The organism is Flavobacterium sp. UW10123 (genome assembly GCF_040538975.1).
In the GTDB taxonomy this organism is placed as follows: Bacteria; Bacteroidota; Bacteroidia; order Flavobacteriales; family Flavobacteriaceae; genus Flavobacterium.
The window spans coordinates 1-20,192 of the sequence record NZ_JBEWQE010000015.1 but is presented as its reverse complement, the minus strand read 5'-3'; the positions used below and the strand labels follow the sequence as shown (position 1 = coordinate 20,192).

Here is a 20,192-nt window from a genome sequence, read left to right as displayed (position 1 = left end):
CTGTAAACACTAGCTCACAAGTTATTAGTCAAAAGAATTAGTGCTCAACCTTGCCAAGTGTCAAAAACTTTATTAGCAAGCGTACACCAAAATAGGAAAGTTTAAATATCAGATAATTAAATAATGGAAAAATTAAAAAGAATTACTTTAATTGAAACTCTACTTTTTATTATAGGAATTATAGTTTTTTTAGGAATACCAATATGTGCAACAAAAACTAACAATTTTGAAGAAGGAGACCATTTTGCTAGTATGTTAGCTCCTCTATTGAGTTTTATTGGAAGTGTACTTGTTTATATTGCTTTTAAAGCACAAATCAAAGCAAATTCACAGATACAAGATCAATTCATAAAGCAAAATTATGATCAGAATTTTTATAGACTTATAGATAATATTCAAAGTCGAATTTCAAATTCAGAAATTCAACGTTATAATAGTGAAAAAGTTGAAAAAGGTTTTGCTATTCTTGAATATATCGTTTCAGAAATGGTCAGTAAAGCTGAAAAATCAAGTTGGTTTTTTGGGAAACAAATCTTAATACTAAATCCAGAATGTTTAGATGATGAAATTTGGGACAAGTTATATGAAGAAGTTAAAAAACGGGAATATCAAGACCTTACTGTATTCAAAGATGCTTTCTTGAATGCAGATGAAGAAAACCGAAAAATAATATTTAGCCGAGATTTCGATCATGAATATTACGAGCTTTCTGGAAATGAAAGTCTTAATGATTTGTTGATAGAAATTTTTATGAAAAATTTTTATAATCAAACAGACGAATATTTTTCAAAATATTACAGGTACGTTACAAGACCTTTTTTTAATAAACACGTTGTTTTTTTTGATAGCTATTATAGAACAATATCTATGATGTTAAAGCATATAGATAGCATTGAAGACAATGAATTTTATTTAGAATATTTTATAGATAATCTAACTACGCATGAAAGATTAATAATTTGGTTTGCAGTAGCTTCGAAAAGATTTAGTAATGAATCGCTACAAAGAATTAAAAAGTTTGATTTATTAAGCACAGTGTCCGCAATAAAAGGAATTAAAATTGCGCCTACAAATAATTATGATAAGCATATAAATCAGAGATTGGGTTAAAATAAAAAATAAATTCTTAATGCTGATACAGTGGATTTAGGTAATTGACTTAATAGGAGTTTGAAACAATAAAGTTACTCCGCGTGTTCTTGTTGTATTAAAATTAAACTATACTTATGTCAGGTTATAATTAAAATTGAGCTTTATCCATTTTTATTGATTTCGTGATGTATCAAAAATAACTATCTTAAATTAGGTACAATTGAAGAGGTTCCTTATCTTTGATTCAGTCAAAAAGCATTGAACAATGAAAATCGCAAAATATATTAGAACAAGTACAATCGAGCAATCAACTTTAAGACAAGAAAACACTACATACAAAACTTATATTGATAAATGTTCTGGTTCTATTCCATTTAACGAACGTCCAAGTGCAATAAAATTATTGAACGATATTTCAGCCAATAAAGTTGAAGTTTTACACATTCATTCTATTGATCGATTGGGACGTAATGCCTATGATATTCAGACAACCTTAAACACTCTAAACACCCTTAATATAAATGTTTATGTGGAAAACATAGGATTGTATTCTATGATTGAAAATAAAACTAATTCTATATTCAAGATGATAACTGATGTTTTAAGTAATGTTGCTGAAATGGAAAGAAGCTCTTTACTAGAAAGACAAAGAGAAGGGATTTTGATAGCGAAAGCAAAAGGAACTTACAAAGGGCGTCAAATGAATACAAATGAAACAACAGAACAATTTTTATCTAAATATAATCAATCACATTTAGAGCTAATCAAAGATAAAAATTATTCAATTAGAAAACTTGCCTCCATAACCAATCTATCAAATAATACAATCGTTAAGATTAGAAAGACATTAATACTTAAATAAAATCGATCATAAAGTGAAATGAATGATTAAGTGATTTAAGAAATTGTGGATTTTAAATGTAAAAAGCCCTCGTTTATGGGCTTTTTACTTTATCGATTAGTTTTTCTTATGCTTTCTACATAATTTGTGTTAGGCTTGCAGGAGGGGTGGTTGTCTATTTCAAGTTTTGATTTTTCAATTAGCTTTTTTGGAGCATCAATTTTGTGTAATAGGACTACGATACCAGTTACATTTTGCTTTCCTTTATAATCTGTTTTTCTATAACTAATTTTAAGTCCACTACCTTTTATTATGGATAAAAAGGAGGGGATTAAATCTTGAAAATCTTTTTGCGATGAAAATGTTAAATCATCAACATATCTTGTATAAGTAATATTGTTTTCGTTGCACAGTTTTATTAGTTTAGAATCAGTTTCAAGAAAAAAAATATTTGAAATGTGAGTGCTAGTTGGTGTTCCTTGTGGTAGTTCCCCTTTCCAAGTAGTTAATTTTGTAATGTAAAAAGCAAATTGTTTATTGTAACCTAATCTAATAAAGAGATCGTGAATTTTTTTGGCTTTGATTGAAGGGTAGAAATCCTTTAAATCTGTTACGAAAACATATTTATTGCCTTGATGCGGTTTTGCATTAGTGATGTTACTTCTCTTTTTTACACCACCATGAACATTCTGTGGCAATTCAATTTTAGAAAGAATTCTATCTTTAATTTTCGATTGAATTAATTTCAATTTCTTTTTTGATGGTCGAATTACTCTTTCCTTGATAGTCCCGTCTAAATATGTTTTAGGTTGTCCTGTTTTAGAATCTATTTTCTGTTCAATCCTCTCACTATAATGAATGTCTATGTCTTTGATTATTTCATCAAGAATTTCTGCTTTTTCGCCTATTATTGAAGGTAAGAATAATTTATGTTTAGCCCCTGAAAAACTCATTAATAAGTGATTTTACAGATGGATTTATGATTTCAAAAGCTTTTCTCTTTTCAGGGGAAATATCTTCCTCATTTAAAGACATAAAAAATAATATGGGTAAGGGGATGTCAAGATTTGAACTTATTACTTTTAAAGTTGATAAATTAGGGTCTTTTGCATTATTTTCTATTTGTGAGAGATATGTTTGAGTTATTCCACAAGAAAGAGCAAACTCGGTTTGAGTTAGCCCTTTTTGTTTTCTACTGTCTTTTATGACTTTACCTATGTTCATGATGATTTAGAATAAAAAAAAGTTAAAGGGTGTCGGAGAATAGGCGATGTAATTTTCATAAACATAAAACGTTAAATAAAAAAGTTAATTAGAAGAGCAATTATTTCAGCAATTTCAGCTTTATATTGCTTGTCCGTCAAACCTTTTTTAATTCTTAATCTATTTAATTTAGCGATTGCATCATTTAATAAATTAACATCATTTTCCGATAGAGAGCACTGGTTCATTGCGATAGTTAAAACATTTAATAAACTATCGATGTTTTGAAGTCTTTTTAATCTTGACATAATTAATAAGTTTTAGTAATAGCTTTATTGCTATCTGCTTATTTAACAATAGTTAATTACTAAATGTGTAGACAATGCTCTCTATGGCACCACTTTAAAATTCTGCTTCTCTAAAAAAAGAAACTTTAATAATACAATTCATTTCATGTCTAATCTGATTTAAGCGTCTTTGATCTAATTGAATTTTGGTTTCAATTTTTTGAACGATTTGGCTATATACCTTTCGACGAGATCTAACGGCTTTCAGCAGTTTAGGGAATTGTGTCTTAAATCCCAATAAAGGGTTGTTCAAATGAATGAACAAAAATTTAAACTCTCCACTTAGTGATTAACTTTCAAAACATATTTCAAAGAACTATGGTGCAAATATAATAAAATATTACTTACAGTTAATAAAAATGAAGTAAAAATTTCAAAATATTTTGTATAATATTAAAAATGAGATGTTTGTGATTATGTGTGTAAGTGTGAGTCAAAGAGGAGAACTACATAATTAGAAAAAATGCATCTATAACTAATCTAATAAAAAATACAATTGTTAAGATTAGAAAGATGTTACAATCTTTATAATTGTTTTTTGAATATTAAATACTCGTAACTCTTAAATGTTATTTACATAATCTGCAATACTTTTATTTATATCAACAACTTTTTTGTCACTAAATTTGCTTATGTAGTTTTGTGTAGTGCTTAAATGTTTATGACCTAATGAAGTCATTAAATCAAAGAGATTTAAGTTGACACCAATTTCAAGCATTAATGTTGTAAAAGAATGTCGGGCTAAATGAGAGGTTAAATTTTTATTTATTTTGCTTTGCTCACCAATCACTTTTAATATTCTGTTATAGTAGGCTCTTTTACCAGTAAATTTATTATATTGATATTCACTCATTGAAGAAAAATCGTCATCAGTTATATCGTTGAAATCGTCATCATTAAGAAGTGGGAAAACAAATGATTTTTTAGTTTTCTTATTTGAAGATAAAAATTCTACTATACCTGTAAAAAGTTTATAATTGGTAGCCTTATTCTTTTCTAAATTTTCGGTAAGGTTGTTTTTATTGATATTTAGTTTGTTTTGTAAAATCGATAATAATTCTTTAAGATAAGAAATCTTTTCATCAGATGTGAATAATGATTTTAATTGTTGTTCGTACGCAACAAGATCTTTTTTCTTAATCATTTTGGAGAGTTCTTTTTCTCTACTTTCTATTAGTTCTGTAACTTCATCAATGGAAATCTTATAAGAAACTCCTTCTGTTGTAGTTTCTTTTCCACCACCAATAGTCAGCTTATAATGTGAGTATGTGAATGGGAGGTTAAATCTCTTTATAATATCATCTTCTATATAAACTTCAACAAATTTGTAAAATTCTTTCATTTCCTTTAAGGACATGCCGTAAGTAAAACGGGTTTCGGTATATTTTCTATAAACTATTTCAGAATATAATTTTAATATATTTTCAGATAGCTTTTCGGTCGGGATATAGTTTACCAGATAGTTCATAGTATTGTAATTAACAAACACACTAACAAATGATTTTTTAACCTTAACCATTCGTTTTTTTATGCGAATTTGTTCAGAATCTATATAAAAGTCTTGCCACCTTAAAGTTATTAAATCTGAAACTCTTAATCCTTGGGAAAACAATTGAAATAAAAAGAAGTTTCTGTAATCATCAAGCATTAAATAATTTTTATATTTAGGACCTTTTAGAATATCTAAATTTTCAATAGGCTCACCAAATCTTTTGTTACTTCTATATACTTCAATAAATTGAGTATTCATTAATTTCTTCAAATCTTCTTTGTTTAGCACCTCCATTTTTGTTTCTATTAGAGTGTTGGTAATAAGGTCAAAAGGGTTGACGTCATAAGTGTAAACTTTGTTTTTTGCGGCTTTTGAGATAAATGATTTTAGAGTTCTGAATTTATAATATATGCTATTATCTTTGTTTTTTCTAATCTTTTTCATGTAGGTTCTTAACTCTACTAAAAAGTCCACAGTTATTTCAGAAAATTTAATATCTGATGCACCATATTTATATTCATTGAAATCAACAACCAAATTTCGTAAATTTTTATATTTACTCTTTGTTCCGTGGTTTCCAGTAATATTACTTTCAATAATAAGATCCATATATCCAATGAATGATTTTTTATCATCATTCATTAATTTAATATTGTTGCTTTTTTTGTTTATTTCATCGAGTTTTACCTGAATAAAATTGTTATAGTATTCGTGATTAACAAATGAAGTTCTTAATCTCTCTGTTCTTGAATTGAAGTGTTTTTTTTCAACTGGGTCGAGGGATAAACTTCTTAAAACAGTTTTTCCACCAATTCTTGAAGAAAATCTAAGATAACCTACTTTATCATCTTTTCTTTTTGCTTTCCAAATAACTTTGACTATGCTCATGTATTTAATTTTTGGTGTCTTATTAGTGTCTTACTTTTTTGATAAAAATATAAATTAAATGAGTTTCTATTTAATTTAAAGTCTTGAAAATAAAGGAAGTTATTAACATTAAAATATGGTTATTACTATGTTCGCGGACAAGAAAGCATTAAGCGCTGTATGGAAATCGCTGCAGCGGGCGGACATAACATTATTTTAATTGGCCCGCCAGGAGCAGGAAAAACCATGCTGGCAAAACGCGTTCCGAGTATTTTACCTCCAATGACTTTACGCGAAGCTTTGGAAACTACCAAAATTCACAGTGTTGCCGGAAAATTAAAGGAAGTTGGGTTAATGAATCAAAGGCCTTTTAGGAGCCCGCATCATACTATTTCTAATGTTGCTTTAGTTGGTGGCGGAAGTTATCCTCAGCCTGGTGAAATTTCGATGGCGCATAACGGTGTTTTGTTTTTAGATGAATTGCCAGAATTTAAACGTGATGTTTTAGAAGTGATGCGTCAGCCATTGGAAGATCGAGAAGTAACAATTTCGCGTGCTAAGTTTACCATTACGTATCCATCGTCTTTTATGTTGGTGGCAAGTATGAATCCAAGTCCAAGCGGATTTTTTAACGATCCAAGTATGCCGAATACTTCTTCTCCGCATGAAATGCAGCGTTATATGAGCAAAATTTCTGGACCTTTATTAGATAGAATTGATATTCATATAGAAGTTACGCCCGTTCCGTTTGAGAAATTATCAGACGAACGAAAAGCAGAAAGCAGTGTCGAAATTCGTAAACGAGTTACAGCAGCAAGAGAAATTCAAACCAAAAGATTTGAAACCGTTGAAAATGTTCACTATAACGCACAAATGAGCAGTAAACTGATTCGAGAGTTTTGTGTTTTGGATGAACCTTCAAAAGAATTGCTTAAAACAGCCATGGAAAGATTAAATCTTTCGGCCAGAGCTTATGATAGAATTTTGAAAGTTTCGAGAACCATTGCCGATTTAGATCATTCTGAAAATATTGTTTCATCTCATATTGCAGAAGCTATTCAATATAGAAGTTTGGATCGTGAGGGGTGGCTAGGATAAATTTACAATTATCAATTGTCAATTAACAATTGATAATTGTAAAAAAATATTATTCTTTGTTTTTCGGGTAAAAGAATTTGAAAGAATTAGAAACAGCTGTATGTAGAATTGATCCGTGGTTTTCTTCTGGGAAATAATCGAAGTATGTTTTTACACTTTTGCTTTTCGATTCTTTTAGTTTTTCAGCCAATAAATTAGCATCAACTTCCATGACATGCGGAATTTCTGTTGGAGCTAATCCTTCTTTGCCGACTGCTATATAGATTTCAGTTTGCTGATTGAAATTTTCTTTCAGCATTTCAGAATCCAAATCAAGCAATGAGCCATTGTTCCACCATAAGCTCGGACTTACAATAATGTATTTATTAAAAAGAGTCGGTTTTTTAAGCAGAACTTCAGTTCCTAATAATCCGCCAAGAGATTGGCTAATGATGGTTTTAGAATCATTTGTCTTGTATTTTTTCTCAATAAAAGGTTGTAATTCTTTTTCGATAAAAGCAATAAACTGATCGGAATGTCCTGTTGTTGGAAAACGAGTTTTGTCTTTTTCGATAGTAGTTGGAAAAGTGAAATCTCTTTTTCTGTCAACGGTAGCAATTCCCACTACGATTGATTTAGGAACCTGATTGATCCATTCAAAACTATTAAACTGCACCAATCCCGAAATATGAATAAAATCTTCGTCGGCAGAACCGTCCAATAAATAAATGACAGGATATTTTGTGTCTTCAGATGGATTATAGCCTTCAGGAAGATAGATGTTTAAAATTCTTTTTTCGTTTAATTCTTTAGATTGAATTTCATCGATAACACCTAAAACGAATGGTTTAGAAATTTCGTTAGTTTTGGTTTGTTTTTTTTGGCTGAATAGTAATGTGGAAGAAAAAAGCAAAAATGCGATAGCAAAAAAATTGTTCATTATAAAATGATGTAAAATGTTTTTATAAAATTAGTTTTAATTAAGAGATTTCAAAACTATTTAATTGTAAAAAATCTTTACGATTCTATTTTTAAACACCATTCCATTGTTTTTAAATTATCAATTTCAATATCAGATAAATTTTTGGTTTTATATTCTTTAAATCCTTTTTTTAAAATTTGATTTCCATAATTTTTCTGCATCCAAAAAGGAAGTTCAAAAACACTTTCATTCCAGTTTTTTAAAGTGAAATCTAGAATTGAATCGACATTTTTATCTGTTTTGGGATTAATTTCTTGAAGAATTAGTCCTGCATATTTTTGGTCGCTGTAAATGGTGTCGCTACGATTCTCATTTCCAAAAACTTTCAAAACTCCTTCAATAATTATTTCGTTATTTACGTTTTTCAATACTTGAATTAACTGTCTAATTCTCAGGTCTCCATTTTTTTTAGTTTTATCTACAGATTCAAAAATTTCATTTCTGAGATCTTCTGGGCTGGAGGGGAATTTCATTATTTATTCTTGTTTCACTTCTTGTTCAGGCTTGTAATAACTGCTTCTATTTGTAGTAACAATTAAAACGCCAGCTTCGCCGTAATTGCCATAAATACTGATTCCAGCTTTTTTTTCAAGAGCAATAATTTTTTTGATTTCAATTTTAGAAAGTACAAGTCTTTCTTTTTCAAGATCTTCAAAGCGATGCGGAATTCCGTCAACCACCACAATCGGATGATCTGTGATTTTTCCAGCTTTAGCTAGATTTGAAATAGAATCGGAAAGATAGAGTTTGTCTTGCCCTTCGTCAGAAAGCTCGTATCTGTTTTGAGAAAAAACAGCGGCAGAAATGAACAAAAACAGAAAGGTGAAAAATTTCATCATTTGTGTATTTTTTAGTTTTTTAGATTAGAAAATTAATTTTCAAATCGAAAATACAAAAAAATCCTGCAAAAAAGCAGGATTTAACAAATAGTAGGATTTTTTTTTAATTCTTATTTTTTTCTGCAAAAATAGCATCCAAACCTTCCATTGCAATGGTGAAACCTTCTTTGAATCCCATTTGAATAATCATTTCTAAGTCAGATAGTTTTTCGTGTTTGATGATAACATCAACAAAAGTAGAACCGTCTTTTTCAGAGAAAGTCACATTCCAGTCAGAACGTGGAAATTCTTCGTTTAGATTTCCTTCACTATCGCTAAAAGCATCTAGATATTTAAAATTAGTTTTCGGGTCAATTGAGGTAAAATCAGCAATAGCCCAATGCTCTTCACCTTCTGGTCCAAGCATGGCATACAATCTACGTCCGCCTTCTTTAAACTCCATGCTTTTTGTTTTAGATTTCCAAGGAGCCGGCGCCCACCATAAATCTAGAATCTGAGGTTCTGTCCACGCAGACCAAACTTGAGGCAGCGAAGCATTAAATTCGCGTTTTACGTTTACAGTATTATTTTCTTTATCTACAGTAAAATTCATTAAAAGATTTGATTTCATTTTCTTTAGATTTTAATTCGTTAATAATAATTCGTTAGAAATGGTTTTATTTTTCGGCTAAGATTTTGTCCAAACCTTCCATCGCTGATGTAAATCCTTGTTTGAATCCCATTTCGATTATTTTTTCCAGTTCTTCAAAACTGTCTCTTGTAATTACAATGTCAACAATGGTAGAATCTCCCTGCTCAGAGAATGAAACATCCCAAAAAGAACTTCCAAAAGCAGAATTTGGATTGCCTTCGGCATCGCAAAAAGTAGAAGTGTATTTAAAATTTGTTTTCGGAGAAATCGAAGTATAATCAAAAGTGCTCCAGCCTTGTGCACCTTCAGCACCAACCATTGCGTACAATCTTCTTCCGCCTTCTTTAAACTCCATGCTTTTTGTTTCAGATTTAAATGGAGCTGGTGCCCACCATAAATCTAGAATTGCAGCTTTTGTCCAAGCAGACCAAACATTTGACAACGGTGCATTGAATTCGCGTTTTACATCCACCCTTTTATTTTCCTTGTCTACAGAAAAAATCATTAATAAATCAGTTTTCATTGTCTTTAGATTTTAAGTTAAGTAATACTTGATCTAATTGGCTAAAACGCTGTTCCCAAATTGCTTTAAATTGCTCCAGCCATTGATCAACTTCTTTCATTTTCTCAATTTTGAGCTGATAATAAATTTCTCTGCCCAATTTTTTTTCTTCCAATAAATCACATTCATTCAAAATTTTAATGTGTTTAGAGACCGCCTGTCTTGTAGTTTGAAACTGCTCTGCAATAGCATTTGGTGTCAATGCAGTAGAAGAAATCAAAACCAATATTGCTCTTCTCGTCGGATCGGCAATAGCTTGAAAAATATCTCTTTTCATTTTTTTGAATATTTATTCGCAACTAATCAGTTGCAAATATACGCAACTTTTTGGTTGCGCAATAAAAAAATGTGAAATTTTTTATTATATAAATGAAGTGCAATAAAAAAAGACACATGAAAATGTGTCTTTTATAAATTACATCGATGTATTAATACATCCTAAGAGATTCTTCAAAAGAATAGAAATACTGCCTAAAATGTCTCAACAGCGCTTTTTATATTAAAATCAAAGTTATAGCCATATCCAAAGCTCCAATAAGAGACGGGTTTATAACTCCCTATAACTTTTAATCCGTCAGTAGTAAGCAAAGGAAATAGTGGGTACAATTTTGTGTCAATAACTTCAACTAATTTGTATTGTGAGTCAAATTTATGAATCTTTTTTTCGCCTTGTACAGTAGCATAGATATTGTTATTAGCATCAAAAGCAAACTGGAAATAGTGTTTGCCTGTAATGTCGTTTAATCTTATTTCTGGTTTTAATGTATTAGTATTAAAAACAGCGCCGTTTATTGAAGAAATACATTTTGATCTGTCAGCATTCCAAGAAAAGATATTAGCATCAATAGAATTTGGTTTTAGAGCCCATGGAGTGTAATAGTAAGTAACTGGTGAGCAATCCATAAATCCAGGACAATTTTCTGCAGTATAACTTGCAAATCCCATCGATCCATATTGTTCATTTTGGCAATATAGAAAGAAAGTTTTGTCGTTACCCATATATTCGGAGTAGTCAGAATTACTAAGATATCCGGTTTTTATAGATATCCTTGTAGAGGTATCATAAATACACCAATCTTCATCGTCTTGATAGTAAATACGATTTCCTGAAACAGAAAAAGAATTTAGATTATCAGCGACTGTTGCTAAATATGAGTCTAGTATTTCATAGCTGTTAAGGTTTATTTTGTATATTTTACCTTGAGTGTTTGCAAGGTAAATTTCGTTATTGTTTACAATGTGGAATTTATTATTTAAAAAGAAACCATTTTCAAAAGTTCTTTTGTGCTCAATACTATTTTTTACAGCATTATATTTTACCAAAGAACCAGTTCTTTCTTTATTCAAAATATGAAAAATATTTGGCTGAGTGGGATCTTTTTGAACCTGAAAGGGAACTCTATCGAATTTTACTATGTCACGAATGAATTTTTTTGGCTCACTTTTTATTTCATTGTCGTAAGTAACTGGTGTAACTCTTTCATCTCTGTACATGATTCGAACAGAGTAAGAAACTTCATCTTTATAGGGAACATCAGTATCAATAAATGAGGTTTCATTTGAAGGCAGATTTGCAATCAGCTTTTCTTGATAAAGATCAGATTCGCCATTTTTTTCTATTCGAGATATCGTCAAATTATCAATAATAATACCTTCCGGTCTTTGAAGTGTCCAATCAATTTTGACCTGATTATAAGAGGCTACAAAATTTGTAATTGATATTGCTGGCTGACTATTATCTACTTCGTTATCATTGGAACATCCAAAAAAAATAAACGCAATTAGAATGTATATTAATTGTCCTTTTTTATAATCCATTTAAAAAATCTTTTCCAAGTTTTTGTGTATATAAACTATTTTGATAATATGCCGTTGAGCTGTTTTTTAAGTAATAAACTTCATTGTTTATTGTAAAAAAAGATTCTCCGTAGCCAAACAGACTATCAAGGGCCATTGGTTTTGATGCATTTGTTACAATGTTGTACAAGTAGTTGAAAAAATTATTGTAGCGTCCGAAAATATTATTGTCGTATTCAAAATAGTGTTGATAAGGATAAGTGGTTACACTTAGATTTGGTGCAATTTTATAAGTCTTGAAATTGATTCCGTACGAAATATAGATATTTCCACCATTAAAAATATAGTCGCAAGGGTTGCCTCCTGCACTATATTGGCTTACTAGTGGAAGACCTTCAAAGGCTGAGGAAGAAAGCGTAGTCCAGTTATTTGAATTTTTAGAGTATTTATACTTTTGGTCACGAACAGAAATTTGACCATCATTATTATTTAAGCCACTGAGCAGATAGAGACTATCTTGATAGGCAAAAAATATAGGTGCAACAATTTTATTGCTAGGCAATGTTAGCTGTGTTTCTTTAAATGAATTAAGATTTAGCTTAGATAACGAAAATGACTGATCGCTTACCGACATTTTGTATAAGTAAAGTGTGTCATCGTTGTCATATACAGCGTTTACAATATATCCGTTATAATGAAAAGTTGATAACTCAGTCCATTTTTCAGTACTTGGAGAAAATTCTAACAATGTATAATTACGATTAAATTCACCATTTTCAGAAGTAGGGTGTTTAAGTGCATACGCTTTATTGTTGTGAACAAAAACAGTAAAAGGCACGTTTGCATTTTCTATATAGTCTACCACAATATACTCACCTAAAATTTTAATATTAGAATCAAAACTAGTCGTCAAACCTGCAGTTTTGTAGGTGATATTTGTAATTATGAAATCCTTAAAAGGTCCTGGAGGCATCGAAATTTCCAGTTTGTTATCTCTTACAGAAAAATAGCTTTTAATTCCATTAACGTATACTTCTCCAAATTCTTGATTTGGATTAATATTTTCGGCATCTACATAAATAATTTGACCAAGCCAGGCTTCATTACTTTGTACACTTTTAATAACAGGATTTTTTAGAACTAATGAAGGAGCGGAAGAAGTTTCCTGTAGTTGTGATTTAACTTTTACTTCTAGATTGGCTTTTACAAGTTTGGTCGGAATTTGTATTTCTATTTTATTATAATCGCTGTTTACAATTACTGCTTTTTCGTCGTTTACAAAAACCGAAACGAAATCTTTATCGGTATCAAAATTTTCTCCATAAATACTAAGTGTTTCATTAAAAGAGATGCTTTCGCTGCTATAATTTTTAATAACTGGTTTTTTTAGTAAAAAAGTCTTTTCGAAAATTGTTTTGTTTTCGTTAAGGTCAATAATCTTTAATGTTGGATTGCTTCTTTTAAGAGTTCGCGGTACAATAACAGTAATCCCTTTTTCGGAACTTCCGTCAATTCTTGCTTTTTCCGTATCAAAAAAGACCTGTAATTTATCTACTTCAAAATTCTCAAGCCCAATAGAAATTGGCTGACCTAATAGCCCACTTTCTTCAAAATTTACTAGCGTTGGAGGTACATATTGCGGATCATCAGTACTGCTGCACGAATTAAAAACAAAAAATAATAAGATAAGTAATGAAATAATAGACTCTTTGGAAATTTTCATAAAATCAGCGCAAAAAAATAATTGTTTTCTTATGCGAAAATAGTATTTTAAATTATAAATGTTAAAATTATCAGAAAATAAAAATACAGTTTAATGAAAACAAAAAGCTATTTTTAGAATCTCCTCTATTTTCTAAATTTATTCTTTACAATGATGTCTTTTAGCTTGGCTTTCAAGTCTTCGCCCGTATCATAAACCATTTGTTCGTTATTAGGAAACGCAACAGCACGTTTGTCAAAATACCCTAAATAATTATTATCGCAAGCACCTCTGTTTCCTTTGTAAGTTGAATAAATATTCTCGAAAACATATTCGCTGCTTATCGGGAAAGTCTGCACCAACTGATTACTTTTTAAATCTACATAATCCACTTTTGCTGTTACAAGGCAAGACTTAAACTGTCTGAATTCGTAAACCGTTGCACGAAGCGTTTTATAATTATCTACTTTAATTTCTTTGCCTAAACTGTCTTTTACGGGTCTTCCGCGACTGTCCAAAAGCGTTTTTACGCCGTCTTTAACTTGTCTTTCCTTAACAAATTCTTTCTCTTTAATTTGCTCTGGCGAAATCGCAATCTGTCTAAAACTCAAAATTAAACTATAGTCATAATTCACATTTTTTTGTCTTGCGCTATGATAAACCGTCCATTTATCATTTAATCCGTAGGTTTTAAAATCCAATAAATCTTCCTGAAGCATTTTCGGAATCACCATTTCCGTTTCGTTTTTCGCGTAAACATCAACAAAATCAGTTCCTTTAAACTGAGCGTCGTCCATCAGTTTTTTGGTGTTTTTGTAACCTGGGTTTATGCTTTCTAAATACGCAAAATCATCGTAAGCTTTTCTGAAATCCAATTTGTTGTTTGATTTTAAAAGCCCCGAAGCATTTTCATATAAGTATTTCGAAAGCGCATTTTTACTATTTACAATCTCATTCGAATAATTATCAAACGGAAAATTTGCATTTCGTCCCAGCTTCAATAAAGGCAAAGGCAGAATTGGTCTAATTTTTTCTTGACGGTTATTTAGCTGTATATAAGTGTTGTAGATGCGTTCTGCATTTGCAGGATTATTTTCTTTATTCAGCATTTCTAGATTGCGCAAATCGCGATCTTTAGCTTTTGCAAAAGCTTCTTCAAGTAGATAAACATAATCTTGTTTTCCTTTTGAATCTTTTTTGGTGCGAAGTGCCTCGACAGCGCGATCAATTGCACCGTCGTAATTTCCGTCGCTAAGCATTGATTGTGTTGTTTTTACCCCGCATGAAGAAAGGGCTAAAAACAATATAGAAACCAGAAAAGTAATTTTTTGCATAGTGTGTTTTTTGAAGTTGCAAATATATTTTATTTAACTTTCAACAACTATGCCTTTTTCTAATTTATTTGAGGAGCAGGATAGAGATTTTGATGTGAAAGAAAAAATTAATCTTCCCAAGTTTCAATTACATTATCACTCCATAATTTTTGAGCAAACTCTTTAAAAACTTTTGTACCTTTTTTAAAGTTTTCATCCAGTTTATATTCACCGCCCTCAAACTGTTTTTTGCCATTATCATCTATGCCAACGGCAACTTTATTTTCGCCACGCATAGCATATTTTGTATTGCCTTCGTACATAATAATCTTCATGTCGCAAGGGCTAACATCGCCATGACAAACTGTTTTGTACATGAGCCAGATTTCGGCGGTTCCGTTTTTGTCTAAATCTGTGACTTGAAAAGTGTTTTTAACAAATGAAGCAACAATATCAACTGGGCAATCTGAAATATAATCGTACACTTTCCAAGTTTGTTTCACTTCGTTGCCAGAAACTATAAAATGATACGCAAATAATTCAGCATCAGAACCATCAGTTTCGTGTACAAATTTTTTGTTGAAATGGTAACCAGTTTCTGTAGTAATTACAATATTATCTCCTGATTTATCTTTCCAGCGAACAGCATTTTTTATAAAACCTTCATATTTTATGGAAGCGGGAAATTGAGTAGAATCGATTTTTTCAACTGTCAAAATAAAAGGTTTTTCAGTTGAAAGTTTTTCATTTGAAACGGCAGTTTTTACTTCGTCTTTTTTATCTTGTTTACAGCTTGAAAAGAGAATTGTTGAAAGTAATATAATGAGAATGTTTTTCATGTTTTACTATTTGAGAATCTATAATCAGAATTTGTTTATTCCTGCTGAATCCATTCGTATTTTCCGTTTTTCAGATAGATAACACCGCCTCCGCAGCTTTCTTCGGCATGAATAAAGATTCCGTCGTTTGGCAATTTTATTTTGTCTTCTTCTGCAACTTGTTCTTCGCCGATAATGTCGCCATCTTCATTTACGTTGTCAAAATAAACTTCATTTTTAGGCGCTTTTTCAAAAATTCCAGCCCAATCAATTTCATCAAAACCTCTTCCTAAAATATCATGTCCAAAACCTAAATAATCGGTTCTTTTTCCGTTTCCGTAAGTGATTTTGAAACCGCTTTTTTGGTTGTTTGTGCTTCTAAAGATTTCTACAGTTTCGTCTAGACTATCTCCGTCAAGATTACATAAAATTTTATTGGTTTTATGTTTTGTAGAAAGTACAATCGTATCTGCTTTTTGCATTTCTGGTTTTTTCTTTTCAGTCACTTCCAAAGAATCTTTTGAAGCAATTTTAGGAGTTTCAGATTCGGTTTTTGTTTCTTTTTTACAAGAAATACTTAGTAATGATAAAAGGAGTAGAGTTCTAATTTTCATATTAGGCTTAGATAAATTTTAAAATGCTAATATAAAAAAATACGTACGAAAATTTATGGTTTTATAGATTATTGAATGTCATCCTCTAAAATGATTTTTATGAATTGACTCCAGCTTTAGCTGGAGGTAGAGTATTGATATAAAAAAGGCTTTAGCCAAAAAAGACGATTTGGCTAAAGCCTTTTTGGGACTTTTTATGAATCTCCAGCTAAATCTGGAGGCAATTAAAATATATTATTTAGATTTCCTAATCTTCACCCGATATACAATCTCCCAAAAAATAATAGAAAAAATGGCATTAGCAAAAATAGCAGTTTTAACCTGATAAGGATCGTAATTTACAAAGAGATGCAAATTGGTAAACTGTAGAGCAAGAAACATTGCTAGAGCCGCAATTCCGACAGCGCAAAGTGCATTAAGCAAAGGTTTCCATTTTAAAGCTGTGAAAGCATAAATAAGATTTAAAATACCAAAACCAGCTCCTAAAGTTACAAACGGATCACCTTTAAACTTTTCGTTTAATTCAAGCAAAAGGTGCGTAGAAGTAAGGTATAAAAAGAAAAGTATAGAATAAATTAGAATTCGTATTTGTGGTTTCATTTTGTATTTTTTAATATGATAAATTTTTAAACACGAAGATACTATTTAATGTCTTAAAATGTCGTTAAGATAATTTTAGACCTATTTCCAAAAATTCTTGATTGTGTTAAAATGCTCTTCATTATCTTCTGCGTCAGTGTATACATATAAATTATCCCAATAAATAACACCTCCAATTTTAACGAAAACTTTATAATATCCTGTAGTAAGAGTTCTTATATCGAGTTTAGGGTTATTTGTAGACAAGTCATTGAAAGAAAGTTTTGAATTTGAGATAATCGTCTCTTCACTGTACAGGCTATTGTTTAAAATAGTACCGAAGTCAACATCCTGATAAATTTTTTCGGGATTTGCAGGAACTAACCATACTGCCGTAATAGTACCTTGTGTCGAAATGTAAAGCGTGCTACGTGCAGGATTAGGGTAAATTAAAAAGTTGTTTTTTACAAGACTATTTGGGTTACCGAGTTTCAATCCCATATCGTCTGTAGTTAGTCTAAAATTAATTCCCGTTATAAGATTTATAGAAGTTTTATCGGTTTTAGGACTATTATCGTCACTGCTACAGCTTATTGCTAAAAGAGATATAAGAATAAAAAGTATTTTTTTCATGTGTGATTTATTTCGAATATTTTTGAGAATAAACTCTGATTAGAATTTTATGGTAAAAGCGTTTCTATTTTGGTTTCCGATTTTTCTTTTAGTGGACTATCTGCCTTTAAGCTCCAAATAATTAGAAATTTTCCTTTTACAACATATTCTTCCGGATGCTCATCGGTTGGTTCGCCTGCTTTTCCCCAAAGTAAACCTTGCAGAAAACGATCGCCTTTAAAAACGTGATCAAATTCAAAATACATAATAGAACCACGATCTGCTTTGCTTTTAAAACTCTGAATGGCTTTACTTTTTATTGTTCCAACAATGTTACTGTAGGTTTCAATATCATTATAAAAACTACAAGCTTGCGGTGTAATGCAAACATTACCATCGCTTACCATATAACCGCCTTTTGGAATTTCTTTTGGTTTTAGTTTTAAATCGGCTAGAGTTTGGCTGAATGAATTGGTTGCGAATAATAGTAATAGTGTTGATAGTAGAATTGTAGGTTTCATTTATTTTTGGGTTTGATTTTGGATGCTAAAATAAGAATTTTATTTGTTGGGATAAATTTTAGCGTTCTGCTTAACTTCTAAAAACATTGATAGTTTTTGATAAAATTAAATACAATTGAAAGGCAGTTACAGAGATCACAATAAATGTAAGATAAGCAGAAGGTGTGATAAGTTGATTATCTTCCATCTGTAATCGCTTGGCAATATTTACTCTTCTGTTGTTTAGATTTTTTATAAAATGCATTAATATCATAGTCCAACTAAACATTAAAAGTAAAAAGAACCCAAAATCATTTGGCATTGCTTTGAAATCTAGTAAAATATAAATTTTTGTAAAGATTAGAGCAATGATAAAATAGACTAATGCATATAAAAGTATTTTTTTTAGTCCGTTTTCAGATTTTAAAAAATAAAAAATGGAGCAATTTACGATGACAATAAAAAGAGCAAGAAGAAGATATGACATTTTGTTTCTGGGCTTAAAAAAAGCACAAAGTAAATCTCTGTGCTTTCGTAAAATTTATATTTGAAGTAATTATTTCCCTTTTAATAATTTTTCTAAATATTCAACCTTATCTTTTTCTGCCTGAACCAAACGTTCGTAAAGTTCTACAACTTTATCAAGTGGATTGAATGTGCATTCATTATTAGTTATGAAACTTCCAGAAACGGATTCGTTAAATGTATTGAAATAATTAATCACATTTTCTTCTGAAAAATTTTCGATTGCTTCTTTAGTTACCCCTAAAGCTTTTGCAATTTCTATAAGTTTTTCTTGTTCAATCGTTTCGCTAGCTTCCCAATTAGAGACAGATTGCTGGCTTACACCAATTGCAATTGCAAGCGCTTCCTGTTTCATACCTTTAAGCTCTCTGATTCGGCTGATGTTTCTGCCGATATGTTTTGGTTTTGATGTCGTGCTCATAGTTTCAAAGGTATTTAATTTTTTTGATTTTATTGAAGAGTAAATATATGATTTTTCTGAGGTGAATTGTTATTTGAAGTTTTAGTTTTTAAGTTACGATTATCCACAATCTTGTCATTTCGACGTAAGGAGAAATCTTCGCAAGTAGCTCTACAAAGATTGGAAATGTTATTAGAAAACTGTTTCTTATTTTCTGATTTCTAATTTTAAAATCTGATTTGAGTTGTTTACTTTAATGTAACTTATTCTAACATATTTATTTTTATCTATTGCTCCTCCATGCGACTTTGCATTATTATATCCAAAATGTGAAATATCAAAATCTGAGAATTGGAATTGCACTCCATTAACAGAAAATCTTTCGCTATCGTGGCCACCTTCAGGCATTGGATGAAAATTGGTTACAAATCCTTCAGTTTTAAATAAAGAGGTATTATATAAGTTGTAGGTTTTGTAATATTTACTGCCGAACATTATTAGGAAAACTATAAAAATAAATATTGAAGCGTATTGCATTAAATATACTTTAAATTTTTGCTGTTCGGGATTTTTGAATAAATCTTCATCTTTGTCATTTTCAATCAAGAATAGGAGAAATCTTGTGAATAAGAAAAATCCAATTGGAAAAAGTAATATTTGAAGCTTTTTGAATCCTGCGCTGGATGCAAAATCATAAATAATCTCGAAGGAATTCATAGTTTGTAAATATTGCAATTTTCTTTTCTATTTCAAATATAGTGTTTCTTCAAAAATAAGTGTTTTAGTAGTCCAAAAAGCTTTTAATCACTTCTTAATTATGCACAATCATATCATTTCGACGAAGGAGACTCGAGCGATATCTAATAGGAGAAGCAAATCTTCGCAAGTAGCTCTACAAAGATTGGAAATATTATTCAAATAAATAATTCAAAAAATCCAAATCAGGATTAATAGTTTTTATCAATTCGATTTTCTTTTCTCTGCGCCAGTCTTTTACTTCTTTTTCGCGAGCAATTGCTTCTTGAATCCAAGTAAACTTTTCATAATATAATAAGAATGTTGCGTTGTATTTTGATGTGAAAGTCTTGCTTCCATTGATATTGTTTTCTTTATGCTGACTTAAGCGGATTCTTAAATTATTTGTAACTCCTGTGTAGAAAACGGTTTTGTATTTGTTTGTTAGTACGTAAATGTAATAGCTATGATAGCCTTCTTGATGTAGCTTTTTTTTGGCTAAAGATAAATATTTTTTTAGGATTTTTCTTTCTTTTGAATTTTTGTTTTTTGATATGCTTTGTAGAGCTACTTGCGAAGATTTCTCCTTCGTCGAAATTGTAAAAGTTACTTATTTCGGTAACGGATTTATCATTTCGATTGGCTTTTTTCCATCAATTCCCTG

At 30.3% G+C, this 20,192-nt stretch carries 24 protein-coding genes and 1 pseudogene; 3 read left to right on the top strand and 22 right to left on the bottom strand.

Features of this window, described 5'->3' with window-relative positions; translation table 11 throughout:
* The first annotated feature begins 123 nt into the window (after positions 1–123).
* Positions 124–1,110 (top strand): hypothetical protein, encoded by a 987-nt coding sequence (locus ABXT06_RS17495; RefSeq protein ID WP_354591890.1) that lies wholly within the window; start codon positions 124–126, stop codon positions 1,108–1,110.
* Positions 1,111–1,357: 247 nt separating this feature from the next.
* A complete protein-coding gene (locus ABXT06_RS17490; RefSeq protein ID WP_354591889.1) occupies positions 1,358–1,954 on the top strand; it encodes a recombinase family protein in 597 nt (198 codons plus the stop codon).
* Between the two features lie 89 nt (positions 1,955–2,043).
* Here the strand turns inward: ABXT06_RS17490 and ABXT06_RS17485 are convergent, their stop codons facing one another.
* From ABXT06_RS17485 to ABXT06_RS17470, 4 genes are all read right to left on the bottom strand, one after another.
* Complete coding sequence (locus tag ABXT06_RS17485; protein ID WP_354591888.1) at positions 2,044–2,886, bottom strand: reverse transcriptase family protein; 843 nt, start codon at positions 2,884–2,886, stop codon at positions 2,044–2,046.
* Positions 2,867–3,157: a helix-turn-helix domain-containing protein gene (locus tag ABXT06_RS17480; protein WP_354591887.1), complete on the bottom strand. Its 291-nt coding sequence runs from the start codon at positions 3,155–3,157 to the stop codon at positions 2,867–2,869. Before ABXT06_RS17480 ends, ABXT06_RS17485 begins: the two co-directional genes overlap by 20 nt.
* Positions 3,158–3,228: 71 nt before the next feature.
* A complete protein-coding gene (locus ABXT06_RS17475) occupies positions 3,229–3,444 on the bottom strand; it encodes a hypothetical protein (protein WP_354591886.1) in 216 nt (71 codons plus the stop codon).
* Between the two features lie 601 nt (positions 3,445–4,045).
* The gene (locus ABXT06_RS17470; RefSeq protein WP_354591885.1) at positions 4,046–5,863 is read right to left on the bottom strand and encodes a tyrosine-type recombinase/integrase; all 1,818 of its coding nucleotides are present in this window, start codon (positions 5,861–5,863) and stop codon (positions 4,046–4,048) included.
* Positions 5,864–5,986: 123 nt separating this feature from the next.
* Here ABXT06_RS17470 and ABXT06_RS17465 point away from each other — a divergent pair.
* A pseudogene (locus ABXT06_RS17465) lies at positions 5,987–6,940 on the top strand (YifB family Mg chelatase-like AAA ATPase); the annotation flags it as partial.
* A 49-nt stretch (positions 6,941–6,989) separates the two neighbouring features.
* On the opposite strand, the gene ABXT06_RS17460 reads toward ABXT06_RS17465, so the two are convergent.
* From ABXT06_RS17460 to ABXT06_RS17375, 18 genes are all read right to left on the bottom strand, one after another.
* The gene (locus tag ABXT06_RS17460; RefSeq protein WP_354591884.1) at positions 6,990–7,859 is read right to left on the bottom strand and encodes an alpha/beta hydrolase; all 870 of its coding nucleotides are present in this window, start codon (positions 7,857–7,859) and stop codon (positions 6,990–6,992) included.
* Between the two features lie 77 nt (positions 7,860–7,936).
* Positions 7,937–8,374, bottom strand: coding sequence for a hypothetical protein (locus ABXT06_RS17455; protein WP_354591883.1), 438 nt, complete (start codon positions 8,372–8,374; stop codon positions 7,937–7,939).
* Between the two features lie 3 nt (positions 8,375–8,377).
* Positions 8,378–8,740, bottom strand: coding sequence for a hypothetical protein (locus ABXT06_RS17450; RefSeq protein WP_354591882.1), 363 nt, complete (start codon positions 8,738–8,740; stop codon positions 8,378–8,380).
* 103 nt (positions 8,741–8,843) lie between these two features.
* Positions 8,844–9,350 (bottom strand): SRPBCC family protein, encoded by a 507-nt coding sequence (locus tag ABXT06_RS17445; protein WP_354591881.1) that lies wholly within the window; start codon positions 9,348–9,350, stop codon positions 8,844–8,846.
* 46 nt (positions 9,351–9,396) lie between these two features.
* Positions 9,397–9,894 carry an SRPBCC family protein gene (locus ABXT06_RS17440; RefSeq protein ID WP_354591880.1) on the bottom strand — a complete coding sequence of 166 codons (498 nt, stop codon included), beginning with the start codon at positions 9,892–9,894 and terminating at the stop codon, positions 9,397–9,399.
* Entirely contained in the window at positions 9,884–10,210 is a 327-nt protein-coding gene (locus tag ABXT06_RS17435) for an ArsR/SmtB family transcription factor (RefSeq protein ID WP_354591879.1), read from the bottom strand. The genes ABXT06_RS17440 and ABXT06_RS17435 overlap by 11 nt, the downstream gene beginning before the upstream one ends.
* 194 nt (positions 10,211–10,404) lie before the next feature.
* The gene (locus ABXT06_RS17430) at positions 10,405–11,751 is read right to left on the bottom strand and encodes a hypothetical protein (protein ID WP_354591878.1); all 1,347 of its coding nucleotides are present in this window, start codon (positions 11,749–11,751) and stop codon (positions 10,405–10,407) included.
* Entirely contained in the window at positions 11,741–13,453 is a 1,713-nt protein-coding gene (locus ABXT06_RS17425; RefSeq protein WP_354591877.1) for an IPT/TIG domain-containing protein, read from the bottom strand. Before ABXT06_RS17425 ends, ABXT06_RS17430 begins: the two co-directional genes overlap by 11 nt.
* 125 nt (positions 13,454–13,578) lie before the next feature.
* A complete protein-coding gene (locus tag ABXT06_RS17420) occupies positions 13,579–14,766 on the bottom strand; it encodes a hypothetical protein (RefSeq protein WP_354591876.1) in 1,188 nt (395 codons plus the stop codon).
* A 107-nt stretch (positions 14,767–14,873) separates the two neighbouring features.
* Positions 14,874–15,584, bottom strand: coding sequence for a M949_RS01915 family surface polysaccharide biosynthesis protein (locus ABXT06_RS17415; RefSeq protein ID WP_354591875.1), 711 nt, complete (start codon positions 15,582–15,584; stop codon positions 14,874–14,876).
* A gap of 35 nt (positions 15,585–15,619) precedes the next feature.
* Positions 15,620–16,177, bottom strand: coding sequence for a hypothetical protein (locus ABXT06_RS17410; protein WP_354591874.1), 558 nt, complete (start codon positions 16,175–16,177; stop codon positions 15,620–15,622).
* A 234-nt stretch (positions 16,178–16,411) separates the two neighbouring features.
* Positions 16,412–16,777, bottom strand: coding sequence for a hypothetical protein (locus tag ABXT06_RS17405; RefSeq protein ID WP_354591873.1), 366 nt, complete (start codon positions 16,775–16,777; stop codon positions 16,412–16,414).
* A gap of 81 nt (positions 16,778–16,858) precedes the next feature.
* Entirely contained in the window at positions 16,859–17,389 is a 531-nt protein-coding gene (locus ABXT06_RS17400) for a hypothetical protein (RefSeq protein WP_354591872.1), read from the bottom strand.
* Between the two features lie 47 nt (positions 17,390–17,436).
* The gene (locus ABXT06_RS17395; RefSeq protein ID WP_354591871.1) at positions 17,437–17,889 is read right to left on the bottom strand and encodes a hypothetical protein; all 453 of its coding nucleotides are present in this window, start codon (positions 17,887–17,889) and stop codon (positions 17,437–17,439) included.
* Between the two features lie 70 nt (positions 17,890–17,959).
* The gene (locus tag ABXT06_RS17390; RefSeq protein ID WP_354591870.1) at positions 17,960–18,355 is read right to left on the bottom strand and encodes a hypothetical protein; all 396 of its coding nucleotides are present in this window, start codon (positions 18,353–18,355) and stop codon (positions 17,960–17,962) included.
* A 69-nt stretch (positions 18,356–18,424) separates the two neighbouring features.
* A complete protein-coding gene (locus ABXT06_RS17385) occupies positions 18,425–18,814 on the bottom strand; it encodes a helix-turn-helix transcriptional regulator (RefSeq protein ID WP_354591869.1) in 390 nt (129 codons plus the stop codon).
* Positions 18,815–19,000: 186 nt separating this feature from the next.
* Complete coding sequence (locus ABXT06_RS17380) at positions 19,001–19,510, bottom strand: hypothetical protein (RefSeq protein WP_354591868.1); 510 nt, start codon at positions 19,508–19,510, stop codon at positions 19,001–19,003.
* Positions 19,511–19,703: 193 nt separating this feature from the next.
* A complete protein-coding gene (locus tag ABXT06_RS17375; RefSeq protein WP_354591994.1) occupies positions 19,704–20,051 on the bottom strand; it encodes a GIY-YIG nuclease family protein in 348 nt (115 codons plus the stop codon).
* Positions 20,052–20,192: the final 141 nt, after the last annotated feature.

Excerpts from the sequence above, each read along its gene's own strand:
- ABXT06_RS17455 (WP_354591883.1), bottom strand. The coding sequence starts at position 8,374 with ATGAAATTCCCCTCCAGCCCAGAAGATCTCAGAAATGAAATTTTTGAA.
- ABXT06_RS17435 (WP_354591879.1), bottom strand. The coding sequence starts at position 10,210 with ATGAAAAGAGATATTTTTCAAGCTATTGCCGATCCGACGAGAAGAGCA.
- ABXT06_RS17460 (WP_354591884.1), bottom strand. The coding sequence starts at position 7,859 with ATGAACAATTTTTTTGCTATCGCATTTTTGCTTTTTTCTTCCACATTA.
- ABXT06_RS17440 (WP_354591880.1), bottom strand. The coding sequence starts at position 9,894 with ATGAAAACTGATTTATTAATGATTTTTTCTGTAGACAAGGAAAATAAA.
- ABXT06_RS17405 (WP_354591873.1), bottom strand. The coding sequence starts at position 16,777 with ATGAAACCACAAATACGAATTCTAATTTATTCTATACTTTTCTTTTTA.
- ABXT06_RS17425 (WP_354591877.1), bottom strand. The coding sequence starts at position 13,453 with ATGAAAATTTCCAAAGAGTCTATTATTTCATTACTTATCTTATTATTT.
- ABXT06_RS17420 (WP_354591876.1), bottom strand. The coding sequence starts at position 14,766 with ATGCAAAAAATTACTTTTCTGGTTTCTATATTGTTTTTAGCCCTTTCT.
- ABXT06_RS17475 (WP_354591886.1), bottom strand. The coding sequence starts at position 3,444 with ATGTCAAGATTAAAAAGACTTCAAAACATCGATAGTTTATTAAATGTT.
- ABXT06_RS17395 (WP_354591871.1), bottom strand. The coding sequence starts at position 17,889 with ATGAAACCTACAATTCTACTATCAACACTATTACTATTATTCGCAACC.
- ABXT06_RS17495 (WP_354591890.1), top strand. The coding sequence starts at position 124 with ATGGAAAAATTAAAAAGAATTACTTTAATTGAAACTCTACTTTTTATT.
- ABXT06_RS17390 (WP_354591870.1), bottom strand. The coding sequence starts at position 18,355 with ATGTCATATCTTCTTCTTGCTCTTTTTATTGTCATCGTAAATTGCTCC.
- ABXT06_RS17415 (WP_354591875.1), bottom strand. The coding sequence starts at position 15,584 with ATGAAAAACATTCTCATTATATTACTTTCAACAATTCTCTTTTCAAGC.
- ABXT06_RS17485 (WP_354591888.1), bottom strand. The coding sequence starts at position 2,886 with ATGAGTTTTTCAGGGGCTAAACATAAATTATTCTTACCTTCAATAATA.
- ABXT06_RS17385 (WP_354591869.1), bottom strand. The coding sequence starts at position 18,814 with ATGAGCACGACATCAAAACCAAAACATATCGGCAGAAACATCAGCCGA.
- ABXT06_RS17450 (WP_354591882.1), bottom strand. The coding sequence starts at position 8,740 with ATGATGAAATTTTTCACCTTTCTGTTTTTGTTCATTTCTGCCGCTGTT.
- ABXT06_RS17410 (WP_354591874.1), bottom strand. The coding sequence starts at position 16,177 with ATGAAAATTAGAACTCTACTCCTTTTATCATTACTAAGTATTTCTTGT.
- ABXT06_RS17490 (WP_354591889.1), top strand. The coding sequence starts at position 1,358 with ATGAAAATCGCAAAATATATTAGAACAAGTACAATCGAGCAATCAACT.
- ABXT06_RS17400 (WP_354591872.1), bottom strand. The coding sequence starts at position 17,389 with ATGAAAAAAATACTTTTTATTCTTATATCTCTTTTAGCAATAAGCTGT.
- ABXT06_RS17380 (WP_354591868.1), bottom strand. The coding sequence starts at position 19,510 with ATGAATTCCTTCGAGATTATTTATGATTTTGCATCCAGCGCAGGATTC.
- ABXT06_RS17480 (WP_354591887.1), bottom strand. The coding sequence starts at position 3,157 with ATGAACATAGGTAAAGTCATAAAAGACAGTAGAAAACAAAAAGGGCTA.
- ABXT06_RS17430 (WP_354591878.1), bottom strand. The coding sequence starts at position 11,751 with ATGGATTATAAAAAAGGACAATTAATATACATTCTAATTGCGTTTATT.
- ABXT06_RS17470 (WP_354591885.1), bottom strand. The coding sequence starts at position 5,863 with ATGAGCATAGTCAAAGTTATTTGGAAAGCAAAAAGAAAAGATGATAAA.
- ABXT06_RS17445 (WP_354591881.1), bottom strand. The coding sequence starts at position 9,350 with ATGAAATCAAATCTTTTAATGAATTTTACTGTAGATAAAGAAAATAAT.